A 23,237-nucleotide genomic window follows, 5' to 3' on the forward strand; every position below is an offset into this window, starting at 1 on the left:
GCGCTACCCATTTTCACAATTAGCAGGATAATGAAAAAACATAGCCTCCTACTTCTTTTAACTTGTTTCAGTGTAAGCATCGTAGCACTGCTGTACGTTAGTTTTGATGAAATAAAACTAACCCATCATCCGTTTGAACGTACATTACTCCCTTCGTTTGTTAAGGAAATTAACTCCCTTACTCTTGAAAATAATAAGTTTTACCTATCAGGATCAACGAACGATCACATATACTTAGCCAACCACGCTGATCCTACCAAAATTACTTACTCCAATTTTGCACTGAGTGGTATTAATCATCTTCAACTAGCAAATAAAGAACAATTTGAATTTAACGTGTCCTTCCTGACCATAGATTCTCCCAACTTTTATATCTCTGACTTCTCTTCAAGTAAGCATTATTACGGAAGCTTCAGTGATAACATTATCAAGCCTTCAGTACAAAAAAGAATGATGTTGGTGGACGCCGTGCCCATCAATAAGCAATCTTTAGCCGTTAGAACATGGAAGAAGGATAGCATTCAAGAACTAGAACTTGCTAAACTTACCTCAGTACCATTAAACATAGAGCGAGCATCGACATTACTGCAAAAACAAGTTGATGGCATATTCTGTACCGATGGCAAGTTGATCTATAACAGAGATTTAGACCGACTCGTTTATGTCTACTTCTACCGAAATGAATTTATCTGTATGGACACCACTATGAGTTTGATCTTTCGTGGTAATACGCTGGATACGGTGAATCGTGTAAATTTGCGACCCGCTGAAGTAAAATCAGAAAACCAATTTACTACTCTGTCACGACCTCTAACCACTAACCCAAGAAGTTATACCTCAGGTCAGTGGCTCTTTGTACAATCCGGACTACTGGCAAAAAATGAAGACGAAGAAACCTTCCAAAACAATTCGGTAATCGATGTTTATGATCTGACTCAAAAAGGTGAATATACATTTAGCTTCTATCTGCCTGATTACAATGGATTTAAAGTCAAACAATTTAATGTCACAGGAAACCTTATTGCGGTCATATATGACCGGTACCTGGTTACCTATAGTATAACACCCGATTTACTTCATGCTAAAAAATATCTATTGCGCGATAAGATCAGGAGTAAGCCGAAAACCTAAAATAGAGTAGGCAACCAATTATCTAATCAAACAATTACAGTCATGAAATCTTTAAAAAATATTTTAGCAGGATCAGCTTTCGTTCTTGCTGCTAGCACTGCGTTTGCTTATAAAGCAATAATACCTTGGCCTTGGATTATTTTTATATTCCTTCTTGGATATGCCACACCTCTTAATGATGATGATGTTCCTGAAGACCTAACTCTTTGTAATACAACATCAGCTCAGATGTGTATTGTAACTTTTCAAGGTCAGCAATATCAAGCATTCGCGGACGAGCAGCTCCAAATTCCTTTAAAAAGAGACTTCTAGTCTAATGTTTAAAAAGTCTCCAGACACTTACATAATAATAATAAATTTGATATGTACTATAATTCATATCTTCTATAACAAAGAAGGCATCCGCCTCACACGAAAGTAAGGCGGAAAAGAGCTCGACCTAACCAAACTTCCTCTACACGTTTGAGAGGTAATCCATAAAAGTGTTGACTGAGGGTCATTAACCTAAACCTAATTGTGCTCTTGCCTTCTTTATTTTCTTCTATTATTCACTGAGATTCGATACTATTTACAGCAAATCAAGATAGTGGTTATATGTACACTACAAATAATTTAACCAGCCTGTCATTTGATTCAATAAACAAAATGGAAAGAAGAGATGTCTTTGCAATTGTGAAACCTTATATCTAAAAATACTATAGGAAATTCCAAAGCTCATCTCACTATTGCAGTAACGTATATTAAACTTTATACTACTAAAAACTATCGATTCTACGAATTATTAGTGTCGCATCCGCTCTATTTCCCATCAAAACAAAAGTCGTATTCTTAAATACAAATCCGTTTGACACAGGGTCTATAGTAGTATTGATCAAGACTTCACCGTCTGCATCTTTAAATTCAAAGGTATATACACCTGTTGCATTATCAGCTGTAAGCTGATTAAAGTCAGAAGACGCCTTGAATGCCAAATCTGAACTGATCAGTTCGGTCTGACCTGTTAAACCCACTGAAACAGGGCCGCTATCAGGAGAAAGGTTTACAAAGCGAATGCCTACCAGGCTATCCATTAACACAAGTGGTTCATCCCTAACTAATGTTCCTTCTATATTTTCCTCGTCACCTGTTAAGAAAAGTGTGTGAATATCGCCAGGTTGGAATGTGACGCTTTGTTGATGCACCTGATTCAGCGTATCTTCTGCAGAAACAAAAAAAATAGTGCGTTCAATATCTGATGGAAGACTAGTACGCATGCTTCCACCAAAACTTAACATTGGGTTGTCACTAAATATAATTTCACGTCCAAAATAATTAACGTGTAATGCCGGAGCATTTTCCGCCGCATGCACCACCTTTAGTGAGGCTGGAAACTGAATATTGTTTTCATCTTCACAGGCTATAATTAAGCCAGATATTAAACAAAAAAAAATAATTTTATATTGATTTTTCATTGATTCCATTTTTAAAGTTTTAACTCATACTTTGTTAACCATTCAACTCGTTTATGAGAACGATGATTAATTTTTAATCAAATTATTTGCATAAGATTCCGCGAGTAACATAGCATTGTAGGCGTTTAAAATACCTCCTGAACCACATAACTCGCTGAAGGGCTTTATTTCATCTCCCTTACCTCCTGGTACCAGCACTCCATGATTTACCTGCAGACTCGACTCTATAATAATTCGCTTCACCTGATTGGCCGACAATTCCGGGTAATAAGACCTGATTAAACCTGCCACGCCTGACACCAATGGTGCTGCTAACGAGGTTCCATGTGTATAATCATATTTATTATTCAAACCTGCGACGAAGATGTCTGAACCAGGAGCAAAAATGTCAACTTCATTTTTGCCATAATTAGAAAAAGGAGAAGCCAAAGACTCATTGAAAAAACGCGTAATGGCACCTACATTAATCATATTACCTGCTATTTCAATTCCATTTTGGCCATCTGACGGAAAGTAATCCTCCAAATCTAAATTTTCATTATCATTCCCGGCAGCATGCACCAATAAAACATCTTTATCCGCCGCATAGCGAATGGCCTCATGTACCCAATCCGGACGCTCAGAATAAGACTTTCCAAAACTCATATTGATCACTTTCGCTCCATTATCCACTGCATAGCGTATGGCTAACGCTATGTCTTTATCATACTCGTCACCGTCGGGAACGGCCCTCAGCGTCATGAACTTTATCTTTTCTGATTTATTAAAACCCTTCTGGTCGCTTGCTATTACAGACAATAAAGCACTTGCCACTTGAGTCCCGTGCGCTTCGCTGTCATCGACTGGGGAAATATCCGGATTACCGTAATTTCTATCAGATAGATCATTCACATCATCTCCAATAACATCATGAGCATCGTAATGTATATTATACTGATACCGATTTTGGTTTTCTATTCGTTCAAAATACGATCGTTGTATATCATTTGCTTTGGCGGGGTCGAACCAATTCTTTGCTGATGTATAAGCCTGACTGGCTTTATCCTGTTCCTTTTCAAAAATGGTTTTTAGTTTCCAATAGTTCTCATTTTTCATATCTTTAGGTAATAGCTTGCCTTCGGCTTTTTGTTCAAGCCTGGCCATCATTCTAGTTAACGCATAAGGAGCTACTTTTATGCTTACTGTACCATTTCCAAGAAAGTTCCACCCATAAATGTCATCCGTATAGCCATTATTATCATCATCCACTTCATTTGACTTACGTTCACGATCATTTGTCCAGATAAAACGTTTCAGCATAAAATTTCCTGTGTCAATACCAGAGTCAATGATTCCGATAATTAATTCTTCGCCTTTCCTATTACTTAAAAACCGTTGCATCCTTGCTAAACTAATGCCAGGAACAGAGTCTTGCAACGGATCCATTTGATACCAGAATTTCATCTGCTCTTCATCAAGTGCAGTTCGCTTATAAGTAAAATCAGAATTTTGCCTAGTACCGACGTGGTCTTTTAATACAACCGAACCGGGTGCAGCACACTGGCAACAGATTAATACTATTGACAATAACAGGGCTTGGGTATAGAAATTAGAATACATGTTAGGAATAAAACTATTAAGCAAAGTACATTCGTTTAAGTTCATATATTCTTTGGATCCCTTATAATAACTACTTTCATCCATTTCTCTCCTTTCTCTAGGTAAAGCCCATGTCTTTCCAAAGATTTTCTGGCCGCCTCAAAATTCAACTCTTTGAAAGATTGAACTTCATCTCCAGTCCTGTCATAGTCAATTTCAGTAGTTATACCAGTCATATCAATAAATGGAGCTTCTATAGGATTTCTGGTATATCCCACACCAAATGTCGTCGTGAATTGTATTATAAAATCAGCAATCTCACCATTTAGCGTTTTACCTCCTCCCTGTTCGTATTCAATGTATCTAAGCTGGGCGCCGGGAGTTTTTGTTTTTAACTTTTGTACTGCTTGAGGTGATGCCTTTAAAAACCAACAAGGCATCAAACGTTTCTCTACCGTCACATCGTATCCAAAATACGTTTTTAGATCACGACGCATGGCTTCTTGCAAAAATTTAGCTGTTGCCTTTTCTTTAGGGACCTTTAAACTATAATTCCATAAATTATCGGCTTTCTTTAAATTTATGTCATACTGAAATGGTTTATTGTCCTTAATCTCAAGTAAAGACTTATGCCAATATTTCCCATGGGAGGATTTCAGATGAGGGTTGGCAACAGTATCAGGGTATTTAAACGTTCCCATAGACCTAGTATAAAGATGATATCTCAATGTATCACCATAGGCCAAGTAATACAGCCTTTCAATTGGAGTTCTTACGACCTGCACAGTACCTTGTAAAGCGGCCAAATTAGGTGTTTTAGCCCAACCATAACTGGAAATATGGCTCGTAGTAGGTGCTTTAAAATCCCCTTTGTATTTTGTAATCAATGAGCGGTAATCGAAATCATTCTCATCACCTCCATTGCCATTTACCAATAATGGCTGTGCCCTATCATAAGAAGTTTCAGAAGCTTTTTTGTCTCTATCATACTTGACAAAAGTATTCAATTTATAAGATCCATCATCCATGGATTGTAACAACTGATCCGTAAGTTCAGGGTTATAACCCTCTCCAATCCATGCAATATAACCTTCCTTATCAATAACAAACGTCTTGGGTACACCAACACTGCCTGCAGCCCTTAACCATGTTCTTTCAATAGTTTTCTCGGGGTCATCCACAGCTACATTATACTCCATCTTACTCCCTTGCTTACCAACATATTGTTTTACCCGCTCAACATATTTAGGCTTTTTCACGCTTAACGGTTCAGTATTAGGTTCCATAACGAAAACACCTATTACTTCTGCTTTACCCTTATACTTCTGTGCCAGCGCTGTTAATTCTGGAATAGCCTTTGCACAAGGTTTGCACCATGTTGCGCCAAGCTCTATCACATAGGGCATTCCTTTCTTAAATTCCACCATAGGCTCCCCTTTTACCCATTCATAAGCCAGAAGGGGTGGAGCCTGGTCGCCTATATTTAGGCGATCACCTTGTGCATTGCTTAAATGTACAGACAACGTACAGACCAGAGCGCAAATTATTGTTATTTGTTTAAGATTCATTTTAATTAGTTTTATTTAAGCGATCCAAAACGTATCATGATATTCAATGAAGAATAGGTAATTTCAATCCAGTTGGCAATGTTAAATCGCTCAATCACCTATACTTATGAAGTACACTTTGAAATAAGGTTAGTATATGGTGATTATCTAGTAGCCAGGATTCTGAGGTAACAAATTAGGATTATTCAAAATCTCCTGTTCAGGGATTGGAAATAATGTGTCTGTTGTTTGCCAATTTTCTTTTATCGCTCCCAATACAACATCAACTCTTCCCGTTCTTTTCAAATCAAACCATCTATGACCAAATTCGGCAAAAAGCTCAATCTTTCTCTCTTGCTCAATCGCCAACAACAAATTAGCCTGTGAGATCCCAGGATTCGTATCCTCAAGCAAGGAAAGTCCTGCTCGATTTCGAATCACATCAACATCTTCTAATGAACCACTCAAATCGTTCTGTTGGGCACGAGCTTCTGCACGTATCAAATATTGTTCACCAAGCCTTAAAATAACCGAGTACTCAGCAGGGTTGATATTGGTGAATACTCCATTCTTGTACTTATTAGGATAATTCCATGTATTAGACCCTTGAGTAAATACCCCAACCCAAGAAGTTAGACGATTATCGTCAAACTCAAAAGCATCTAGCAAGCTCTCACTTAATGTAACGTTGAAAAAGTTCCCAGGAGCAAAAAAGCCTATAATGAAACGTTCCCCTTGTCGTGTTCTTTGTAGTGTAGCACTTGCTACTGACTTTAGTTGCCAGATGGCTTCGTTACTCTCAGGTAAAAAAACAGTATTCAAATCATCTTCCAAGAAATAAGTATCGGTTTGGTCAATTAAGTTCGTTGCTTGTATCTCAGCATTTTCCCAGTCTTCCATGTATAAATAAGTCCTGGCTAATAGTGCTGTGGCAGCAGCCCGGTTAGGACGGATACGTTCATCACCGTCAACAAATGAAAAATCACTTTGCATAAGTGATTGTGCTTCTAACAAATCTTGTACAATGCTTTCATATACATCACTCTGCGAGTTTCTTGTTATAGAAGAAGTAATTTCAATACTTGATGAAGTAACATAAGGTATTTCGCCAAATAGGTTGGTCAAGTTAAAATGCGTAAAAGCACGGATAAACAGTGCTTCTCCCAATACCTGATCTCGTACGCTTGGAGTGACAGAAGCATTAATCCTTAATTGTTCTATTATTACATTTACATTACCTATCAGATTATATGGAACTCGCCAAAACGATCCAAACAAAATCCCGTTACTCGGCTCCAAATCGTTAGTATAGAATTGAACATGAGTAATGTCCGAGTGATGATTAGTGAATTCATCCGAAGCCTTTCCCGTGTATACTTCTAAACTGGTATTAAACAAGTTATCCCGATTTGAAGTCATTTCACTGTACACTCCGCTGATGGCACCAACAACAGTCTCATCATTTGCAAATACTTCCTCACTTATGACTTGATTGCGTGGAGGGTCAATGTCTACAAAATCCTCACAAGACGTAATAAACACGCAACAAATTAAAATGAATACTATAAAATGAATACTTCTCATTTCTATCTTCTCTTTATATATCTTGTTAGTCATAATAATTCTCTTTAAATGCCAATTTGAACACCTGCACTAATAATTCGTAGAGGCGGCAACGATAAACTTCTCGATTCAGGATCCAAACCGTCATAAGAAGTAATTGTGAGCAAGTTTTGTCCTTGTACATAAATTCGCCCACTTTGAACATTAATTTTATTAATCCACTCAGATGGCAATAACCAGGAAATTGAAACATTCTTCAATCTTATAAATGATGCATCTTGGATTGCATTATTCGATGGCGCATTTCTAAAATATTCTGTTCCAGGCGCTTGAGTAAAACTTCTTATTTCGGATATGTCGCCAACATTAGTCCATCTGTTTAGAACATTTAGTGGTTGATTAGATTGGACTCCGGGTGCACTAAAACTCGAATTAAATGATAGCGCGTTTTGTTTAACAAACTGAAAAAAAACATCTAACTGGAGAAATTTATATCGAAAACTATTGTTTAAACCGCCAAAATAATCTTGAGCAATCTCCACAAAATCCTGACGATCTAATTCATCGATATTACCATCAGCATTCACATCCTCAAAAACAAAATCACCGGTTTCTGGGTCTACTCCAAGAGATTTAAACTCTTTCCGTCCAAAGAGAGGTCGCCCCACCTCAAAACGGTTGTCAAATGCTGGGAACATCTCAATATCATCAAACTCTTTAAGTTCGTTATTAAAAATAGTCAGGTTCGCTGATGACGTCCATTGAAAATTATCCGTTTTAAGGTTGACAGTACTTAATTCAAACTCCCACCCTCGGTTTTCGACCAAAGCCGGTAGGTTAAATTGAACTTGAGAAAAGCCCGTCGTTGCAGGGAGAGGCCTTCCTATTAGCTGATCTGACGACCTGTTACGATACCAACTAGTGGATAAAGAGACTTTGTCCTGCCATAAACCCAACTCTATTCCAAATTCTAGTTTCTTGTTTGTTTCCCATGAAAAATCTTCGTTGCTCGCTCGTGCCAATACTAATGAAGAAACATTGTTATATGCACGAACTGATTCAAAAGTATTTAGAAATCCATAATTTCCTATTTGGTCATTACCAGTTACACCATAACTGCCTCGAAGTTTACCAAAGCTTAAAAAAGGTAAGTTATTCTCGATAAAACCCTCATTTGAAAATAGCCATGCCCCTCCAATAGCACCAAAATTACCAAACTGTTTTCCTGGTCCAAATCTGGAAGACCCGTCTCTTCGCCCAGTAAGGTTCAAAATATATTTGTTACGCCAGTTGTAATTTACTCTGGCATAGATAGCATTATACCGATATTCTGAATAATTAGTGCCTAAAATGCCAATATCGCCCGCCGCATTGATATCTCTAATTAAGGCATCTGCGGTATAATCATCTCCAATGATTGTCTGCCCATTTTGTATTGACTCCTGAAATGTTGTACCTACCAATACTTTCAAATCACCATCACCTAACTTTCTGGTATATTCTAATTGAGGCTCTATAATCCAGGTATCATTGTTACTATTGGCTATTCTATTATCGCCTAATTCATCTTCTTCTGGGTTAAATGAAGTGAGAGGCCTAATTTGTATTTCATCTACCGTAATATTGGTATACCCTAAAGTAGCTTTCGCTTTAAGTCCCGTGATCAATTCATAAGACAATACTGCATTAGTCGTTAAATTTCTGGTGTCGTTTTCATATTCTTGCCTCAAAAACCCTAGCGGGTTTTCAAAATTATTTTCCCAATTCAAGTTTCCATCTTCATCAAATAAAGATGGAGCGTTAGGAGCTAATCGAAGCGCAACTCCAACCAAATCTCCACCATTTTGATTGTTAGTATTAAAAGTATACGTTGTCGATACATTAATATTAAAACGGTTATCAACGGAACTATGATTCAAATTAAAATGACCAGAACCACTCTTGAATGCTGAATTGTCATAGTTATAAACATTTGTTTGTTTAAAAAAACTTGCTCTGAAGACAAATTGAGTAAGCTTTGTGCCTCCTGAAATTGAGATCCCAGCATTGGTTTGTTCCGCAGTTCCTCCTAATAGTTCCTCTTGCCAGTCGGTATTGCGAGTAGGATTCCATGCAAAAATATCTGGTCGTATAGTAGAATCTTGAGGCGTAAGTATGGGCCAAACTCCGTCATTGACTAAAGCCTCACGTCGCATAGAAAGGTACTGATCTGTATTTAGTAAATCAACCTTATTCACTACTTCGCCAACCCCTCTCGAAATATTAATATCCACCTTTGTTTTACCTGCACGACCCTTCTTGGTGGTAATAAGGATCACACCATTAGCTCCACGAGATCCATAAATTGCCGTGGCATCAGCGTCTTTTAATATTTCTATACTTTCTATGTCTGAAGGACGTAATGAGGCTAATGGGCTCCCGCCACTCAGAGGCAAGAAACCTGAGTTTAAAGAAGTAGCAACAAACGGAACACCGTCGATTACGTAAAACGGCAAATTAGCATTAGGGAGACCATCTTGGCCATTATTTAAACTATTTAACCCGCGTATGTTAATGTTAATTGCACTCCCTGGAATACCAGACGTTTCCTGAATTTGTACACCGGCAACTCTCCCCTGCATTGCCTGTAAAGGATTTACTACAGGCTGTTGCTCAATAATTTCAGCTGACACCTTCGCAATATTCCCCGGATTTAACCTCTCTGGCGTCTCCCAATACCCGGTACTCACCACAACGGCCTCCAAAGAAGTAACGTCCAGCTTAAGCACCACATCAATCACCTTACGCCCGGCAATTTCTATTTTCTGCGTACTATACCCTATAAAAGAAACCACCAACGTAGTCACCTCGTCAGCCATTTCCAGCGTGTAGTTTCCATCTGCATCGGTAATCGTACCCTGGGCGGTGCCTTCCAGTAGAATATTAGCCCCTGGCAAAGGCTGACCATTTTCATCGGTTACCGTTCCGCTGATGATCTGGTCTTCAGGCGCAGTGGCCTTGAAAGGTTCGGTGATGATTTCCACCGGGGTAGAGGGGATGTGTGTCACTATGGTACCATCCAGCTGCCGGAAAGAGAGGCCTGTTTCTTCAGCTACGGTTTGCAGTACATAGGCTACGGATTTTTCTTCCACGTTCAGGGTGATCCGGTCGTTACGCTGTGCGATGCGACGGCTGTCTACCAGGAACTCGAATTCCGTATGCTCCTCTATTTCAGAGAAAACCCGTGTTAAAGGGGCTTCCCGGAGCTCCAGGGACACGGTGACGTCCCGGATGCTCTGCCCTCCCGCATCGGCGGCATACAGTATGCCTCCAAAAACAGCGGACAGAAAGGTGAGTGTAAAGAGACCTGACATAATATATAGGGTCCTTTGTAAATTTTTTTTCATAACTTTATAATCGGTTTAGTAACAATCATTTACTTGAACTACAGGACCTGTGAAGCGAGTGCGCCAACATTCATGCTCACGGGTCTTTTTTTGTGCCGTTTTCTAGGTACCATTTTTCGTGTGTTTAATCATCCTCTCATTTTGTTTAGTTCACATTTTTTTCCGGATACTGGTTACTTGTAGCTGGTGACTGGTTTCTTATGATCCGTCACTTGCCGTTGGTTACCGGTACCTTGCTACTGCAACGGGTATAGTATTCCCGTACAGTCGCCAGGAGCTGTTGGTCAATGTAGTTCGGATTCGTTTTTAACGGATTTGCTTACTCTTCGCAGCCTTCTCCACTAATATGGACATCTCCATTTACGAAAGTGTATTCGATCTTGTATGCAAACTGCAACGCGTCGAGTACCTTTTGCAGGCTGGGGGAATTGAATTTGCCTTGGATAACACAATTGTCCAATCTATTGCTTTCAATGATTATTTTGACGCCGTACCATTTTTCTAATAGTACCGCTGCTTCCGTAAAAGTTTTATCGTTGAATAGCAATATGCCATCTTTCCAGGCGGTGTATTCACGAATGTCTACGGAAGATTTTATCAAATTGCCCTGGTCGGGGCTATAGCTGGCCGCTTCACCGGGGGTGAGTACCACGGCGGCTCGATCTTTATCCTGGTTGGTTTGTTTAGCCACGGAGACTTTACCGGTGGCTACGGCTATTTCGGTCTGTTGCACATCGGGATACGCCCGAATGTTGAAAGAGGTTCCTAATACAGTGGTGGTAAGTTCGCCGGAAGCTACGGTAAAGGGCTTGGAAGGGTCTTTAACTACATCAAAGAACCCTTCTCCTTCTAACATCACTTCACGCGTCTTACCATTGAATTGCTCAGGGTAGCGTAAGGTACTCTGGCTATTCAAGCGTACTGTAGTCCCGTCAGACAACGTGATCGTCGCCTTTTGGCGGGTACTGGTAGTATAGGTCAACCACTGTGTTTCAGTGGGGGCAATCGTATAAGTATATAAAGCCAACGCGGTAGCCGCCATAATGGTAATGACTGCTGCTACCCAATACATAGTATATTTTTTTCCTGAAGACTTCCTGTCACCCCGTTCGGAAATGGACTTAACGCCTGGCGCAGGTTCAGCATCCACTGTTTGACGCATCACGTTATCCAAAAAGTTTTGCTTATACGCGCTATTGACTTTTGGACGGCGTGTATCCAGTTTGGTGCGTAACTGCGTTTTCAGCGCTTCCACCTCTTCCTTTTTTCCGGAGGTTTTCAAGTGCTCCAACAGCTCACGCAACTCCGCCCTGGAGATGGTGTTGTCAGTGTATTTTTTATATAAGTATTTAAAGTAGTCTGCGTTCTTCATGAAAATAAGGCTTGGCCTGAACGTAATACGTACGCTCTGCTTTTAACCTGGTAGTAAATAGAAAATGGGAAAATGAAGCCCTGAAAGCTTCGGATCAACTATCTGCGCGTAGTAGCGAGTTCGTTGAGCAATTGATTTTGCAAGATGTTGTTTTGGATGACCTTGAGTATAGGGTCTTGATCTGTATCAGCTGTAGCCGCCTCTGTATTTTGTGCCTTTTCAATGTATTGCCATATTTCATCTTCCAGAAACTCATTGGCGCCGGCATTGAAAAGTATTTCAAAGACACTCGCTTCAACTAACTTGAGTAATTGATCTTTAAAAGAAACGGAAACATCTAATGACGCCCGGTTTTGCCAAATTTCAATATAAGCTTCTTCCAGGATCTGCTCTGCAAGACGCTTGGATTTGACAGAATTAAGAATGTAACGATAGAATTGATCGAAATGCTGTGTACAAAGTTTACGGTATACCTCCTGGTCCCCTCTTTTCAATTGAGAGACCAACTTGTGTGTATTGTTATGAGTGTAAACTTTAGACAAATTTCTTGATGTTATCGAAATATTAATTTCTTAACAAAAACAATATAATTTAATAATAAGAGGAATGTCAAGCGTTTTAACATATTTAATTTCAGGTAGTTATAAATTAATTTATAATTTTCAATGGTTGAACATAGATTATATTTTGTGATATCGATAAGCAAATTGAATAAAATCAATACATATTTTCGCAAAACTAAGATGTACTTTCCTTGTAAGTTTTGAATCAGTATTTCACTATTGGCCAAAAAGGGCCTTTCGTCAGGGACCGTAGGGGTGGCAGGATCGCCGGATATGGAGTCCTTTGCAGTGAATACCTGGTATTTTTTTACTTTCCTTACTTTACTTTCCACACGTCATTGCCTTACTATCCCAACGTCGTTGCCTAACTAACCCACGTCATTGTGAGGACGACGAGAGGTGGAAGAAGCAATCTCACCATCGTTGGACGTGGACTAAATCAACTTACGTCATACGATCAGGAGACTGCCGCAGTCGTACCCTCCTTCGCAGTGACGAGCAGGGATTTTTTTATTTTTAACCCATGAAAAAAGGCGGAGCCGTTTATATTTTAACCAATACAAATCATACCACCCTTTACATCGGTGTCTGTGAAGATTTAATTGCAAGAACTCTTCAACATAAGGAAAAACATTTCCCCGGAAGCTTTACGGACAGGTATAACTGTAATAAACTGGTATATTATGAGCTTTTTCACGCTATAGAAGAGGCCATAGACCGTGAAAAACAGATTAAAGCCGGTTCAAGGAAAAAGAAAATACAACTCATTGAATCCATTAATCCTGAATGGAAGGATCTGTATGATGAAATGGAAGATTGGTAAGTTACCGTCTTCCTACATTTCGTTGCAGTGACGTCCGGGTATTTTTTTACTTTCCTTACTTTACTTTACCAACGTCATTGCTCGACTATCCCAACGTCATTGATGACGACGAAGGAGGAAGAAGCAATCTCAACCATCATTGGACGTGGACTAAGTCGCCTTACGTCACACGATCAGCAGACTGCCGCAGTCGTAAACTCCTTCGCAGTGACGACAGGGTGTTTTTTTCTTTCCTTACTTTACTTTCCCCACGTCATTGCCCTACTTTCCCAACGTCATTGCGATGACGACGAAGGAGGAAGAAGCAATCTCAACATCGCTGGACGTGGACTAAATCGCCTCACGCCTCACGATCAGCAGACTGCCGCAGTCGTAAACTCCTTCGCAGTGACGGCCGGGGATTTTTTTACGTTCCTTACTTACCGGTAGTACCGGTAATATTTACTTTTAGTAGTGATCCCTACAGGGCCCTGGTAGATTCCGCCCAGGTTCCCGATATCATGTACCAGCACCTCCACACTATTGGTTTTACCCGGAGGCGCCAATACGTGTTTGGGTATGTCATACGCCCTGAACTTATCGTATGACTGACTTTGCATGTATTTGCGGTGATCATTAGTGGCCCCGATCAGCTCTCCATTGATGTATACTTCATCAAAGTCATCGATCTTTCCCAGCATTAATACCAATACTTCATTGCCATAGTCTTCCGTAAGCTCAAAGGTATTCCGATACCAGGCGTAACCGTCATATCGGCGGTATCCCTGCTTCTCCCAGTGCATGGGCACCATGATCTTATCCCAGTTTTCATTGTCACTGATCACACCACCATCACGACTTAAGGCAAAAGACCACAACCCTTGCAGATCTACCAACATCGGTGAAAAATCTTCTACAGGATAGATCCCCAACTCTCCGTCTACCATCCCCCCTTCTCCCTGTGAGTCAAATACTCTTACGGCAATGAGATTTTCTCCTGCATAGTTGATCACACTGCCAGGGATCACATAACTCCGCTGCGCATTGTACGCAGACCGGTACCTGGGGGGCATAACCCCTGAAAAGCCGATCAGCTCTCCATTAATATATACCTCATCGGCATCGTCAATATACCCGAGGTTTACATATATTTTTTCCTCTTTAGGCAGCAGCTTGCCGTCAAATTTCTTCCTATACCAGGCAAATCCATCATACCCATGAAAGCCTTCTTCTTCCCACGCTGACGGAGCCCAAATACCTTCCCAGTCCGCATCGTCATAGTCGGGTTTTGCATATACCGCCTTATCCCCGATCGTGAACTGCCACCGGCCCCGCAGGCTTATGAGCTGTCCGTAGCCCTGCTCCAGGCAAGCGCTTAGTAAGAGTATTATGTATGCTATCTTTTTCAATTTTTTTGTTTTGCCGGGTTAAAATTAAGGCTTTCCTTATAAATAGGTTAAACAACTGAAGCTCATTAATAACAGCTATCAAAACCCATTATTCATCGTCATTACGAACCTCAGCGTAGGGCCACGCACGGAGAGGTGAAGTAATCTCCTGATCGGTGAACGTGGACCAGCTCGGTTTGCGTTCAACGATAAGGAGACTGTCGCAGTCGTAAACTCCTTCGCAGTGACGGCACTTTTTTTCTTTTTATTCACGTCATTGCAATGACGACAAAGGAGGAAGAAGCAATCTCATAATCGCCGGACGTGAACTAAGTCGCTTTACGCCGCACGATCAGGAGACTGCCGCGGTCGTGCCCTCCCTCGCAGTGACGACACTTTTTTTATTTTTATTCACGTCATTGCAATGACGACAAAGGAGGAAGAAGCAATCTCATAATCGCCGGACGTGAACTAAGTCGCTTTACGCCGCACGATCAGGAGACTGCCGCGGTCGTGCCCTCCCTCGCAGTGACGTCTGTTATTTTATGCTGCCATCTCAAACTCGCCAATAAACAGGGATGCGCCACCTCTTTTGGCAACTACATCCCCTAATTGCTCAACCTTATTTAGAAGCAATTACTTTACGTTCTGATTTAAAATGATCCCACCAACTTACCCATAGGGGCTGTTCTTCATATGTGGTGAATTTGTATTTGGTGATAACATCTTCCGTAGATATCTCCACCCAATAATTACCGGGAGGCACCTTGCTCAAATCATATTGCTTTAAGAACCCTCCATCAATCTTTTTTCCCCTGATCTTATCTTTCTTGATGATACGATCCGCACTGTAAAAGACCACTTCCACATCTTTAACAGGCCTTTGACCTACATAAAGCACTTTCAAATACCCTTTGTTAGAAGGTAATAGTTTTACCACAGGCTTTTCCTGGGTCTGGGCTACTGCCGCCAGGCTAAAGGCACATAAAAGCGCCGCCAAAATTGTTGTTGTTAGTTTCATGATGTTGACCTTTAATGGTTGATTACAGTTCAAATAACGCCTGTTATCAACGACGAGATGTCACCATGAAGTAAAGCTTTGTAACAAAATGTCACAGCGCGTTGCGCATAGCGCAGAGAGCATAGCGCAGAGAGCATAGCGCATGGAGCATGGTGCATGGGGTTAAGGGCTTGTGGGGTATAGTGAGAGGTGTCAGGGGCTGGGTTCTGGATGCTGGATGCTCGCTACTGGTCACTAGAGACTGGCGACTCACTACTGATGACTCACGACTCGTTACCAATATTTTTACATTACATCATTTGCGGACTGCTTTTTGCCTACTGCCAACTTTTCACACCATACCACTAATGCACTACTTTTTCCATCTGTGCTTCCATTTTACGCAGCAACTTTTTCAGCTGCTCCTTACCCCGGTATACTACTGACCTGGCTGCTTCTTCGGTATTGAGTCGCATCAGTTTCGCTACCTCTTTATGGCTTTTGTTTTTGATGTAGTGGAGCAAGAGCGCTTTTCTGTATCGAAAAGGAAGTTCCTTAAAAGCGCGCGACAGCTGTGAGTCCTGCCCGGGAAGTGTCCAGTCCACTTCATGAGCGTGTTTAGACATCGCCAGCGCATGGTTATTCCCATTACTATTATCCAGCCGGCTTTCTGTAAACTCCATACCGTCTCTTTTGACTTTCCTAAGCAACTTATGTTTAAGGCAGGCATTCAAATATCCCTGGATAGATGCCGGCTGTTCTGGTTTAATACGTTTTTTCATCAGGTCCAGGAATACTTCCTGGATGCAATCTTTCACTCGTTCGGGTTCGGCAAATTGACGCCCATATTCCAGCAGTTTTGCCCGGTAGGTCTTATAGATATAAGACGTAGCCCGGTGATCACCTTTACTGAAAAAATACCAAAGCAGGAAATTCTCTTCCTCCTTGATATGGGATTTACTTTCTGGCGCCAACTTTTTAACCTTTCTTTTTTCTGCTTTCTTCTTCATAGAAAATGGGGGTAGAAGGTTCAGTTATACTGGCCAACCTAAACCGGACATTACGAAAGAAACAGCCCTTGGACTTATGAAGGTATACGCTATTACTTCTCCTTCCGGTTAGCATAACATGGGGCAACTAAGGGATTGAAGAAATGAACTATAGCACTATAAATGTAACCACAGTTCAGTTTAAAAGTTTGACGGATTGAATCAAATCTATCTACACCCGACCGTTTCGGCCTGTTTAATGGTGAAAATAAAGCGAGAAGTTGAAAAGACCTTTAAATCTTCCGAATGAACGGCTGTACTCTATAGGTTTGGATTCTTACGTCTGGCTAATGTATAATTTTAACACATTTTCAGTGAACTAACAATTCATTTAGTCAAAAAATAATAATTAATTATTTATTAAATATTATTTTAACATTTAGGATAATCATACTTCATATTGCGAGATAAAACGATTAGGTTTTGTAACAGCTAAACCTAAAAAACTGATGCGTTCAAATCCAGAGATCTATTGTTGTAAAATAAGATGTACAAATCTGACCTGTGCAAATTGTTTATGGGCAAATAACGCCAGATAAGGGGAAAAGATTTCATTCTGGCATGGAATTTTATGGAAGATGTAAGGTTTTGGGGTACAACGGTGACTGTCTCACTATCGTGCGATGCATAGCGGTTAATTCACGTACGACGATTTTGAGATTGCTTCTTCCTCCTGTATCATCAGCAATGACGTAAGTAAAAGTATCGTTCTATGGATTAAGAGAATGTTTCTTTGAGTCAAGAGATCAACATTATTTCAGGCATGAGCCGAATAAGGCAGCTTAAAAGAGGTCTTCTGCTGACCAAAAAGTAACTTTAAGTGGTTCCTTTTTTTGTACATACGGGTTAACTACTGTCCGGCCATCTTAATTTCAAAAATTTGTTACCGTAAACCTCTGGTCTATTTTCCTGCCTCTTCTTTTTCATACTTTTCCACATACACAAAAGTGTTCTTTTCAAGATCATATTTAACTGTTTTCCCGATCTTGTTGAATTTGCTGATATAGTTATACACTTGTCTTGTAGACACTCCCAACGTTTTAGAGAGATCAGACGCGCTCCCGGTCCTTCCCTGCCGTATAAGGTCATCTAGAATGAATACCCTTTTTATAATGCTATCTAATGCCATGATGAATTTAGTTTAACAGGGGGCATTGTAATTCATATCTAAAAAATAAGCTTATCTCCCTTAAACACAGACTTTTAAATTATGTTTTATTTAAGTTATACAGGACTTAATGTAAGGCACACCCTCTTATCGTGCATCATATATTATGTTTACGTCAATCAGCCCTTAACTTATAGGCGGATCATGGAAAATTTCAAAGCAAAACGACTCAAAATAATGGGAGAAATTTAAAATCAACGTATCGAGACGGATACACGAGTTATGTGAAGTTGGCCCTGGCTATTGGTATGGAGCATAAGCAGTAGTCCGCCTGTAAGTGGGTAATAACTGCGCAATGAATGCGCTTTCCCACGTCCCGGATGTTCATAAGATGGGTCTTGCTGAGTTCTTTAAAGATTGGGAAAATAATATCGCTTAAATCCCGGAGATCAGATCTGTTTATTTAACGACTTTTCGAGATATTAACTTCGACTCGCGTTGTACGAAACTTTGGGAGACGAGAAAGAAAAGGACGCCATAGCAAAGTCCAACTTCCTTACAAAAACACACCAACCGGTACTTTTGGCATGCTGACACACCATTGGAGTAAAATTTCCTGAGGGGCTGTTCTATGTATTTGAGATAGGCCTGTAGTGCGTACTTTGCGGTAGCTTAAAGTACATGATCACGATATTTTACTGATCGTACTGTAGGCCCCACACGATAAAACCCATTGTACAAAGCTCATTACCGGGATAAAATCTGATCTGTTAAAAGGACCAGCTGGTTAAGCTTTATCTCATCATATGCATCCTGATGTGCTTTTCCAAATGTACCTTTATCGTTATCAAAATATTTACCTGACACTCCTTTATAATCTTCCGAAACTGCGAGGTCATTCAAGAATGATACGAAGCCCCACTTCTGACCCCGGTTTACCTTCAACCCGTTCGTGATTACCGGAGATATTATCCGTACCGAAAGAGAGCGTGCATTTATTATCCAGACCATTAAATCTATCCACCATGAATACTTAGTGGGAGACGCTTATTCCGATTCAATTATTACCGGGGCCATGACTTCGATTTTAAATATACTGGCAAGAAGTATTGAAAAACAGTATGTGGAACAGGGCAACGAAGCAGATAAAAGATTTGGCCGGATTTTGAGGTATATCCATACCCATATCAGTGCCCCTGAACATTTGAGAATTTCAGCACTTGCCGAAACATTTGGCATTTCGCCAACCTACTTTTCAGAGTACTTCAAGAAGCATGCAGGAATAAGTTTCGCAGAATATGTCATAAAATCAAAGCTTAAATTAGTAGAAACAAAAGTGCTTCACACGGACTTGTCCCTAAAAGAAATTGCCTACCAACTGAATTTTACAGACAGCAGCCACCTGGCAAAGACCTTCAAACAGGTCTATGGCATGACAATAAAAGAATTTAAACAGGGTGGCTTTAAATGTTGTGCCTGAAGGTGTTAGAAACTTCATTTTTTAACTACTGAATTTCAGATCAATACATCTAAAATTCGGACATATGATCTTCCTGGTTGTATTCTATTAAAATCCCTATTGTCTTCCAAAGGCGGTATCGTGCCATATTAGGACATTCATGATAATTCAATTTAATTGTGCGGCTGGCTGTCCACGGGTAGCGCGGTTCGTTTGAGGGTGGTGTGTAGGCAAGCCTAAGGGCTGGCTTTGTGTGTTTTGTGGGGAAAGCGGACTTTAGCCGTGGCGCCCTTTTCTTTTGTTTCGTTTTCTTTTGGGCGAGCAAAAGTAAAATGAAAATCGAACTGAAAACCTCAAAAAGTGGCTAAATCGCCAGATTTCGAGGTAACATACTACTTCCGACCCTTAGGAAATCTATCATTAAGTGGCCTATAGATCGTTTTTATCCAGAAATTATTTTTCATGAGTGGTCATACTAACACCGCCCTGGATATCCCCGGCATAACTGTCATCTCTTTGAAGGAGCGATTAAGCTTTTTATTAAGGTTCTCAACACCAAAGGAACGCCACAATCCTGGTCAAAAAGGAACGGCTTAGTTAATCATGACTCTGATGGTTTCTTTTTCACCCACTGTTTCCAGCATAAGTATATAAACCCCCGGTGTCAGAGACATCAATTGAAAGGGCAGGACATAGGTACTTTGCCCTGACCACTGCTCGCTAAAAACCTGTGTGGCAGCCCCCTGGCGTATCATGGTCAGGCGGATATCTTTTACAGTGCTCAGGTCTATTTTTACGTTAAAGTCACCCTCATTAGGGTTAGGGTATACCATAAATTCTTTTATCAGGGCTTCATAACCCAGCCTGCCACCGATATCAACGTTGTCTTCGCCTTCTACTATGGTGATGGTTTTAACCAGCTCATCCTGGCATTCTCCCAAAAAGGTTCTTAGCGTCAGGTTATAGCTTCCTGCTTCGGGAAAGATAAACTTCTCACAATTTTCTTCACTCAGATAGTACTGCACATTTTCGTCCCAGTTCCAGCTCACCGAATCCGGCAATGGCCAGGTAATGTCGATGACAGCCACGGTATCTCCTTCATACGCCTCGCTTGGCATCCCAAAATCTGTGTTCAACGGGTCTTCCAATACCGTTAGCTCAAAAGCATCTACTCCTTCACAGCCGTCGGCATCGGTTACCGTGACCGTGTACAATCCTGCGTCACCCACCTCTATGATCTGTTCTGTTGCAATCACTTCATCATTCAATGTCCAGGAATATTTTACCCCTCCGGTTCCGGCATCTATCGGGTGGGTCATTCCGGGGCAAATAATCGTGCCTCCACCAAGCTCCACGGACACCGGGTCAGGCTGGGTAAGCTCAGCAAACGTTTCGGTGGAGCAACCATTAGCATCCTCAATCCGTAAGCGGTACGCTCCGGCAGGCACATCTGCGATGGCGGAAACACCATTGGCATTAACGGTCCCCCTGGATAATTCGGCATTTTCATTGTTATACCAGGTGACTTGGAGCGGAAGGGCTCCGCCGGAGAGTGAAGCGTTGATCACTCCGGTACTGTCTCCGTAACAAACTATATCGGTAAGCGTGAAAAAGGCTTCGATAGCTTCAGGGTCGACGATGGTAACCTGGTCTGAGAAAGTGCATAGGTATTTGTCTGTGACCGTGACTTCATACGTCCCCCGGGCCAGGCCGGTGAAGGTTACTTGCGGTCCGGTAAGGGTGGCTTCTTCATTGGTATCTATGTTACGCAGTGCATAAGTATATGCTCCTCCTTCCGGAATGCCTCCGTTGGCCCGGGCCAGTAAAGAGCCGGAGTTATCACCACTGCATAGCTTTTGAGAGGTAAGTATTAATGCTAAAGCCTCCGGAGCTGTAACGGTAAAGGTTAGTTCTTCAATACAAGATGTCTCGGAACGGTTAGCATCTGAGAGTAGTGCGCGATACTCACCAGCAACTAAACCTGCCACTTGAAATTCTCTCAAACCAGTGCCCGAGATCGACTGATTATCTACTTCCTCATTCTGAGCATTGAATATTTGTAACAGATGCCCATTCACTCCACCTACTGCCAGAAACCTAACCGTAACAGGATCATTGGTACAGTCGACATCGAAACCGTCTTCATTGAGCGTTCTTTGTACCTCCCCTTCAAATCGAAGATCTTCAGGCACTATCAATCTAAGCCTATCACCGTCAAATTCGGTTTCCTTGGTTTGACTCATACCCACAGCATCCGTAATGGTCAACTCATAATTAATGGTATCCCCATTATGCAATCCATCCAAATCGGTGAACGTATATTCGTGGCGTGCATTATCGTATCCTGTTGTATTTTCATCTACAGTCGGAAAATCCCGGACTATCACGGTTTGGATTTTGCCAACGAGTTTGAAAGTGTATGGAGCTATGCCACCAGTTGCCTGAACCGTGATCTGTCCATCACTCGCTTCAATACAGGAAATATTGAATCCGTTATAGTCCGACATCACAATATTATCTGAAAGCGTAAATTCCGGTTCCTTGATGTAAAAATAGTAGTTTGCGAAACATCGAAGGTCGCCATTGCCTTCTACATTATTTATCTGAAGTAAGTATCGGCCGGGATTGAACCCTTCGAGATCGCTGGTATCACCGGGTAGAATAATGGGGTTCCCTGAATTTATCACACCACTCGTAAAGTTGAAAGTGGGCTCAACGATATTTCCACTTTCATTCAGTCGCGTGAATGTAAAGGCGTAGTTATCAATCCCTTCTACCTGAACATTTTTGATCATAACCTGTCCGGTCTCATTGCCCTTAATGGTGATATTCTTGATAGCTATATCATTTGTTTCAAATACTGAGTCAGTAGCTTGTCGAATAAAACCGGGGGAAACTGCCTTTGATGGAAGGTTTAAGGCAGGAGGTGTCTTAAAGATAAATATTTTGTTTACCGGACCCCAGCCACTCGTTAACGGGAATCCATTTTCATCTTTGAAGTCATCATGTTCAATACGTGCCTGAAAGAAAATAGAATCAACATCAGGCACTACAATGGAATTCCCTCCAATAGTTGTCCACTCATTCTCACCCGGAAGTCTGTACCTGAATTTAGCAATGGCAACATCCTCTATTACCTGTTCCATTTGAGGAGATCTCAGATAGACAATGTCTTCCCGGCACACTGAAACCTCTTCAGGACCACCATTTGACCTACTTACTATAGCTCCAATAGTAGGTAGACTTATATCTAATTCTACGGTTCCGATTACGTCGAGTCCATTAGGTGAATAGAACGGATTTAGGGTAAGTTCATAACCTCCTGTATAATCACCTGGACCAGTATTTCTCCATTCTATACCTATGAAAGTTGTAACACCACGAGGAATATACTCTGTTGAGACAGGCATCGAAAGAGTGCCTGGCTCTTCGGTGTAAATTTCTTCAGGACAGGGTTGTTCTATATCAAAGGGAAAGGACAATAAATTATCTCTTCGGCGGGCTACAATAAAAAGCTCTTCATCCAACGGCATACTCAGTGGAAACAATTGATTTGGAAATGGAAGTGTTACCGGTCGGCGAATCAAATGTGAACTACCATCCCTACAATAGCTTTCCAAAGCCTGTTTATCATTGGCATCAAAAAAACTCCTAAAAGTAAATATGTAGAAACGAGCATTTAAATCGCTTGGGGTCCAGGGGCGTGTTTGTATACGCAACCCTTCGTATGTCATTTGAGCAGGAGGCACTGATTGTGCATACAACACATCTGACACAACACAAAATATAATGACCCCAACATACCGAAGTATTCTTATATCATTTTTCATATCCAAACAA

Annotated in this window: 17 protein-coding genes; 4 read left to right on the forward strand and 13 right to left on the reverse strand. The window is 41.0% G+C overall.

Translation table 11 applies throughout. The features are described from left to right. Positions 1 to 30: 30 nt before the first annotated feature. Positions 31 to 1,131: a hypothetical protein gene (locus FNH22_RS03760; RefSeq protein WP_143397003.1), complete on the forward strand. Its 1,101-nt coding sequence runs from the start codon at positions 31 to 33 to the stop codon at positions 1,129 to 1,131. Between the two features lie 42 nt (positions 1,132 to 1,173). Beyond that, positions 1,174 to 1,443 carry a hypothetical protein gene (locus FNH22_RS03765; protein WP_143397004.1) on the forward strand — a complete coding sequence of 90 codons (270 nt, stop codon included), beginning with the start codon at positions 1,174 to 1,176 and terminating at the stop codon, positions 1,441 to 1,443. A gap of 443 nt (positions 1,444 to 1,886) precedes the next feature. Here the strand turns inward: FNH22_RS03765 and FNH22_RS03770 are convergent, their stop codons facing one another. The 7 genes from FNH22_RS03770 to FNH22_RS03800 all read right to left on the reverse strand — a co-directional run bounded on the left by FNH22_RS03770 (position 1,887) and on the right by FNH22_RS03800 (position 12,570). Then, a complete protein-coding gene (locus tag FNH22_RS03770; RefSeq protein WP_185154071.1) occupies positions 1,887 to 2,582 on the reverse strand; it encodes a DUF4397 domain-containing protein in 696 nt (231 codons plus the stop codon). A gap of 66 nt (positions 2,583 to 2,648) precedes the next feature. After that, positions 2,649 to 4,205 carry a S8 family serine peptidase gene (locus FNH22_RS03775; protein WP_185154072.1) on the reverse strand — a complete coding sequence of 519 codons (1,557 nt, stop codon included), beginning with the start codon at positions 4,203 to 4,205 and terminating at the stop codon, positions 2,649 to 2,651. A gap of 17 nt (positions 4,206 to 4,222) precedes the next feature. Beyond that, positions 4,223 to 5,728 carry a TlpA disulfide reductase family protein gene (locus FNH22_RS03780; protein WP_143397007.1) on the reverse strand — a complete coding sequence of 502 codons (1,506 nt, stop codon included), beginning with the start codon at positions 5,726 to 5,728 and terminating at the stop codon, positions 4,223 to 4,225. A 147-nt stretch (positions 5,729 to 5,875) separates the two neighbouring features. Then, positions 5,876 to 7,324 carry a RagB/SusD family nutrient uptake outer membrane protein gene (locus FNH22_RS03785; RefSeq protein WP_143397008.1) on the reverse strand — a complete coding sequence of 483 codons (1,449 nt, stop codon included), beginning with the start codon at positions 7,322 to 7,324 and terminating at the stop codon, positions 5,876 to 5,878. A gap of 11 nt (positions 7,325 to 7,335) precedes the next feature. After that, a complete protein-coding gene (locus FNH22_RS03790; RefSeq protein ID WP_143397009.1) occupies positions 7,336 to 10,656 on the reverse strand; it encodes a TonB-dependent receptor in 3,321 nt (1,106 codons plus the stop codon). Positions 10,657 to 10,975: 319 nt separating this feature from the next. Then, the gene (locus FNH22_RS03795) at positions 10,976 to 12,028 is read right to left on the reverse strand and encodes a FecR family protein (RefSeq protein WP_143397010.1); all 1,053 of its coding nucleotides are present in this window, start codon (positions 12,026 to 12,028) and stop codon (positions 10,976 to 10,978) included. A 98-nt stretch (positions 12,029 to 12,126) separates the two neighbouring features. After that, the gene (locus FNH22_RS03800; protein ID WP_143397011.1) at positions 12,127 to 12,570 is read right to left on the reverse strand and encodes a hypothetical protein; all 444 of its coding nucleotides are present in this window, start codon (positions 12,568 to 12,570) and stop codon (positions 12,127 to 12,129) included. Between the two features lie 544 nt (positions 12,571 to 13,114). Between FNH22_RS03800 and FNH22_RS03805 the strand changes: the two genes are divergently transcribed. Further along, a complete protein-coding gene (locus FNH22_RS03805; RefSeq protein WP_143397012.1) occupies positions 13,115 to 13,414 on the forward strand; it encodes a GIY-YIG nuclease family protein in 300 nt (99 codons plus the stop codon). Positions 13,415 to 13,833: 419 nt separating this feature from the next. Here the strand turns inward: FNH22_RS03805 and FNH22_RS03810 are convergent, their stop codons facing one another. From FNH22_RS03810 to FNH22_RS03830, 5 genes are all read right to left on the reverse strand, one after another. Next, positions 13,834 to 14,802: a sugar-binding domain-containing protein gene (locus FNH22_RS03810; RefSeq protein ID WP_143397013.1), complete on the reverse strand. Its 969-nt coding sequence runs from the start codon at positions 14,800 to 14,802 to the stop codon at positions 13,834 to 13,836. A 601-nt stretch (positions 14,803 to 15,403) separates the two neighbouring features. After that, positions 15,404 to 15,802: a hypothetical protein gene (locus FNH22_RS03815; protein ID WP_143397014.1), complete on the reverse strand. Its 399-nt coding sequence runs from the start codon at positions 15,800 to 15,802 to the stop codon at positions 15,404 to 15,406. 344 nt (positions 15,803 to 16,146) lie between these two features. After that, positions 16,147 to 16,791, reverse strand: coding sequence for an RNA polymerase sigma factor (locus FNH22_RS03820; protein WP_143397015.1), 645 nt, complete (start codon positions 16,789 to 16,791; stop codon positions 16,147 to 16,149). A 940-nt stretch (positions 16,792 to 17,731) separates the two neighbouring features. Beyond that, positions 17,732 to 17,959, reverse strand: a complete 228-nt coding sequence (locus tag FNH22_RS03825; RefSeq protein ID WP_143397016.1) for an HTH domain-containing protein — start codon at positions 17,957 to 17,959, stop codon at positions 17,732 to 17,734. 726 nt (positions 17,960 to 18,685) lie between these two features. Next, positions 18,686 to 18,883: a hypothetical protein gene (locus tag FNH22_RS03830; protein WP_143397017.1), complete on the reverse strand. Its 198-nt coding sequence runs from the start codon at positions 18,881 to 18,883 to the stop codon at positions 18,686 to 18,688. A 7-nt stretch (positions 18,884 to 18,890) separates the two neighbouring features. On the opposite strand from FNH22_RS03830, the gene FNH22_RS03835 reads away from it, so the two are divergent. After that, positions 18,891 to 19,418, forward strand: a complete 528-nt coding sequence (locus tag FNH22_RS03835) for an AraC family transcriptional regulator (RefSeq protein ID WP_143397018.1) — start codon at positions 18,891 to 18,893, stop codon at positions 19,416 to 19,418. Between the two features lie 572 nt (positions 19,419 to 19,990). Here FNH22_RS03835 and FNH22_RS03840 read toward each other — a convergent pair. Next, positions 19,991 to 23,227 (reverse strand): hypothetical protein, encoded by a 3,237-nt coding sequence (locus FNH22_RS03840; RefSeq protein WP_143397019.1) that lies wholly within the window; start codon positions 23,225 to 23,227, stop codon positions 19,991 to 19,993. Positions 23,228 to 23,237 lie beyond the last annotated feature (10 nt).

Source organism: Fulvivirga sp. M361 (assembly GCF_007097395.1).
GTDB lineage: Bacteria > Bacteroidota > Bacteroidia > Cytophagales > Cyclobacteriaceae > Fulvivirga.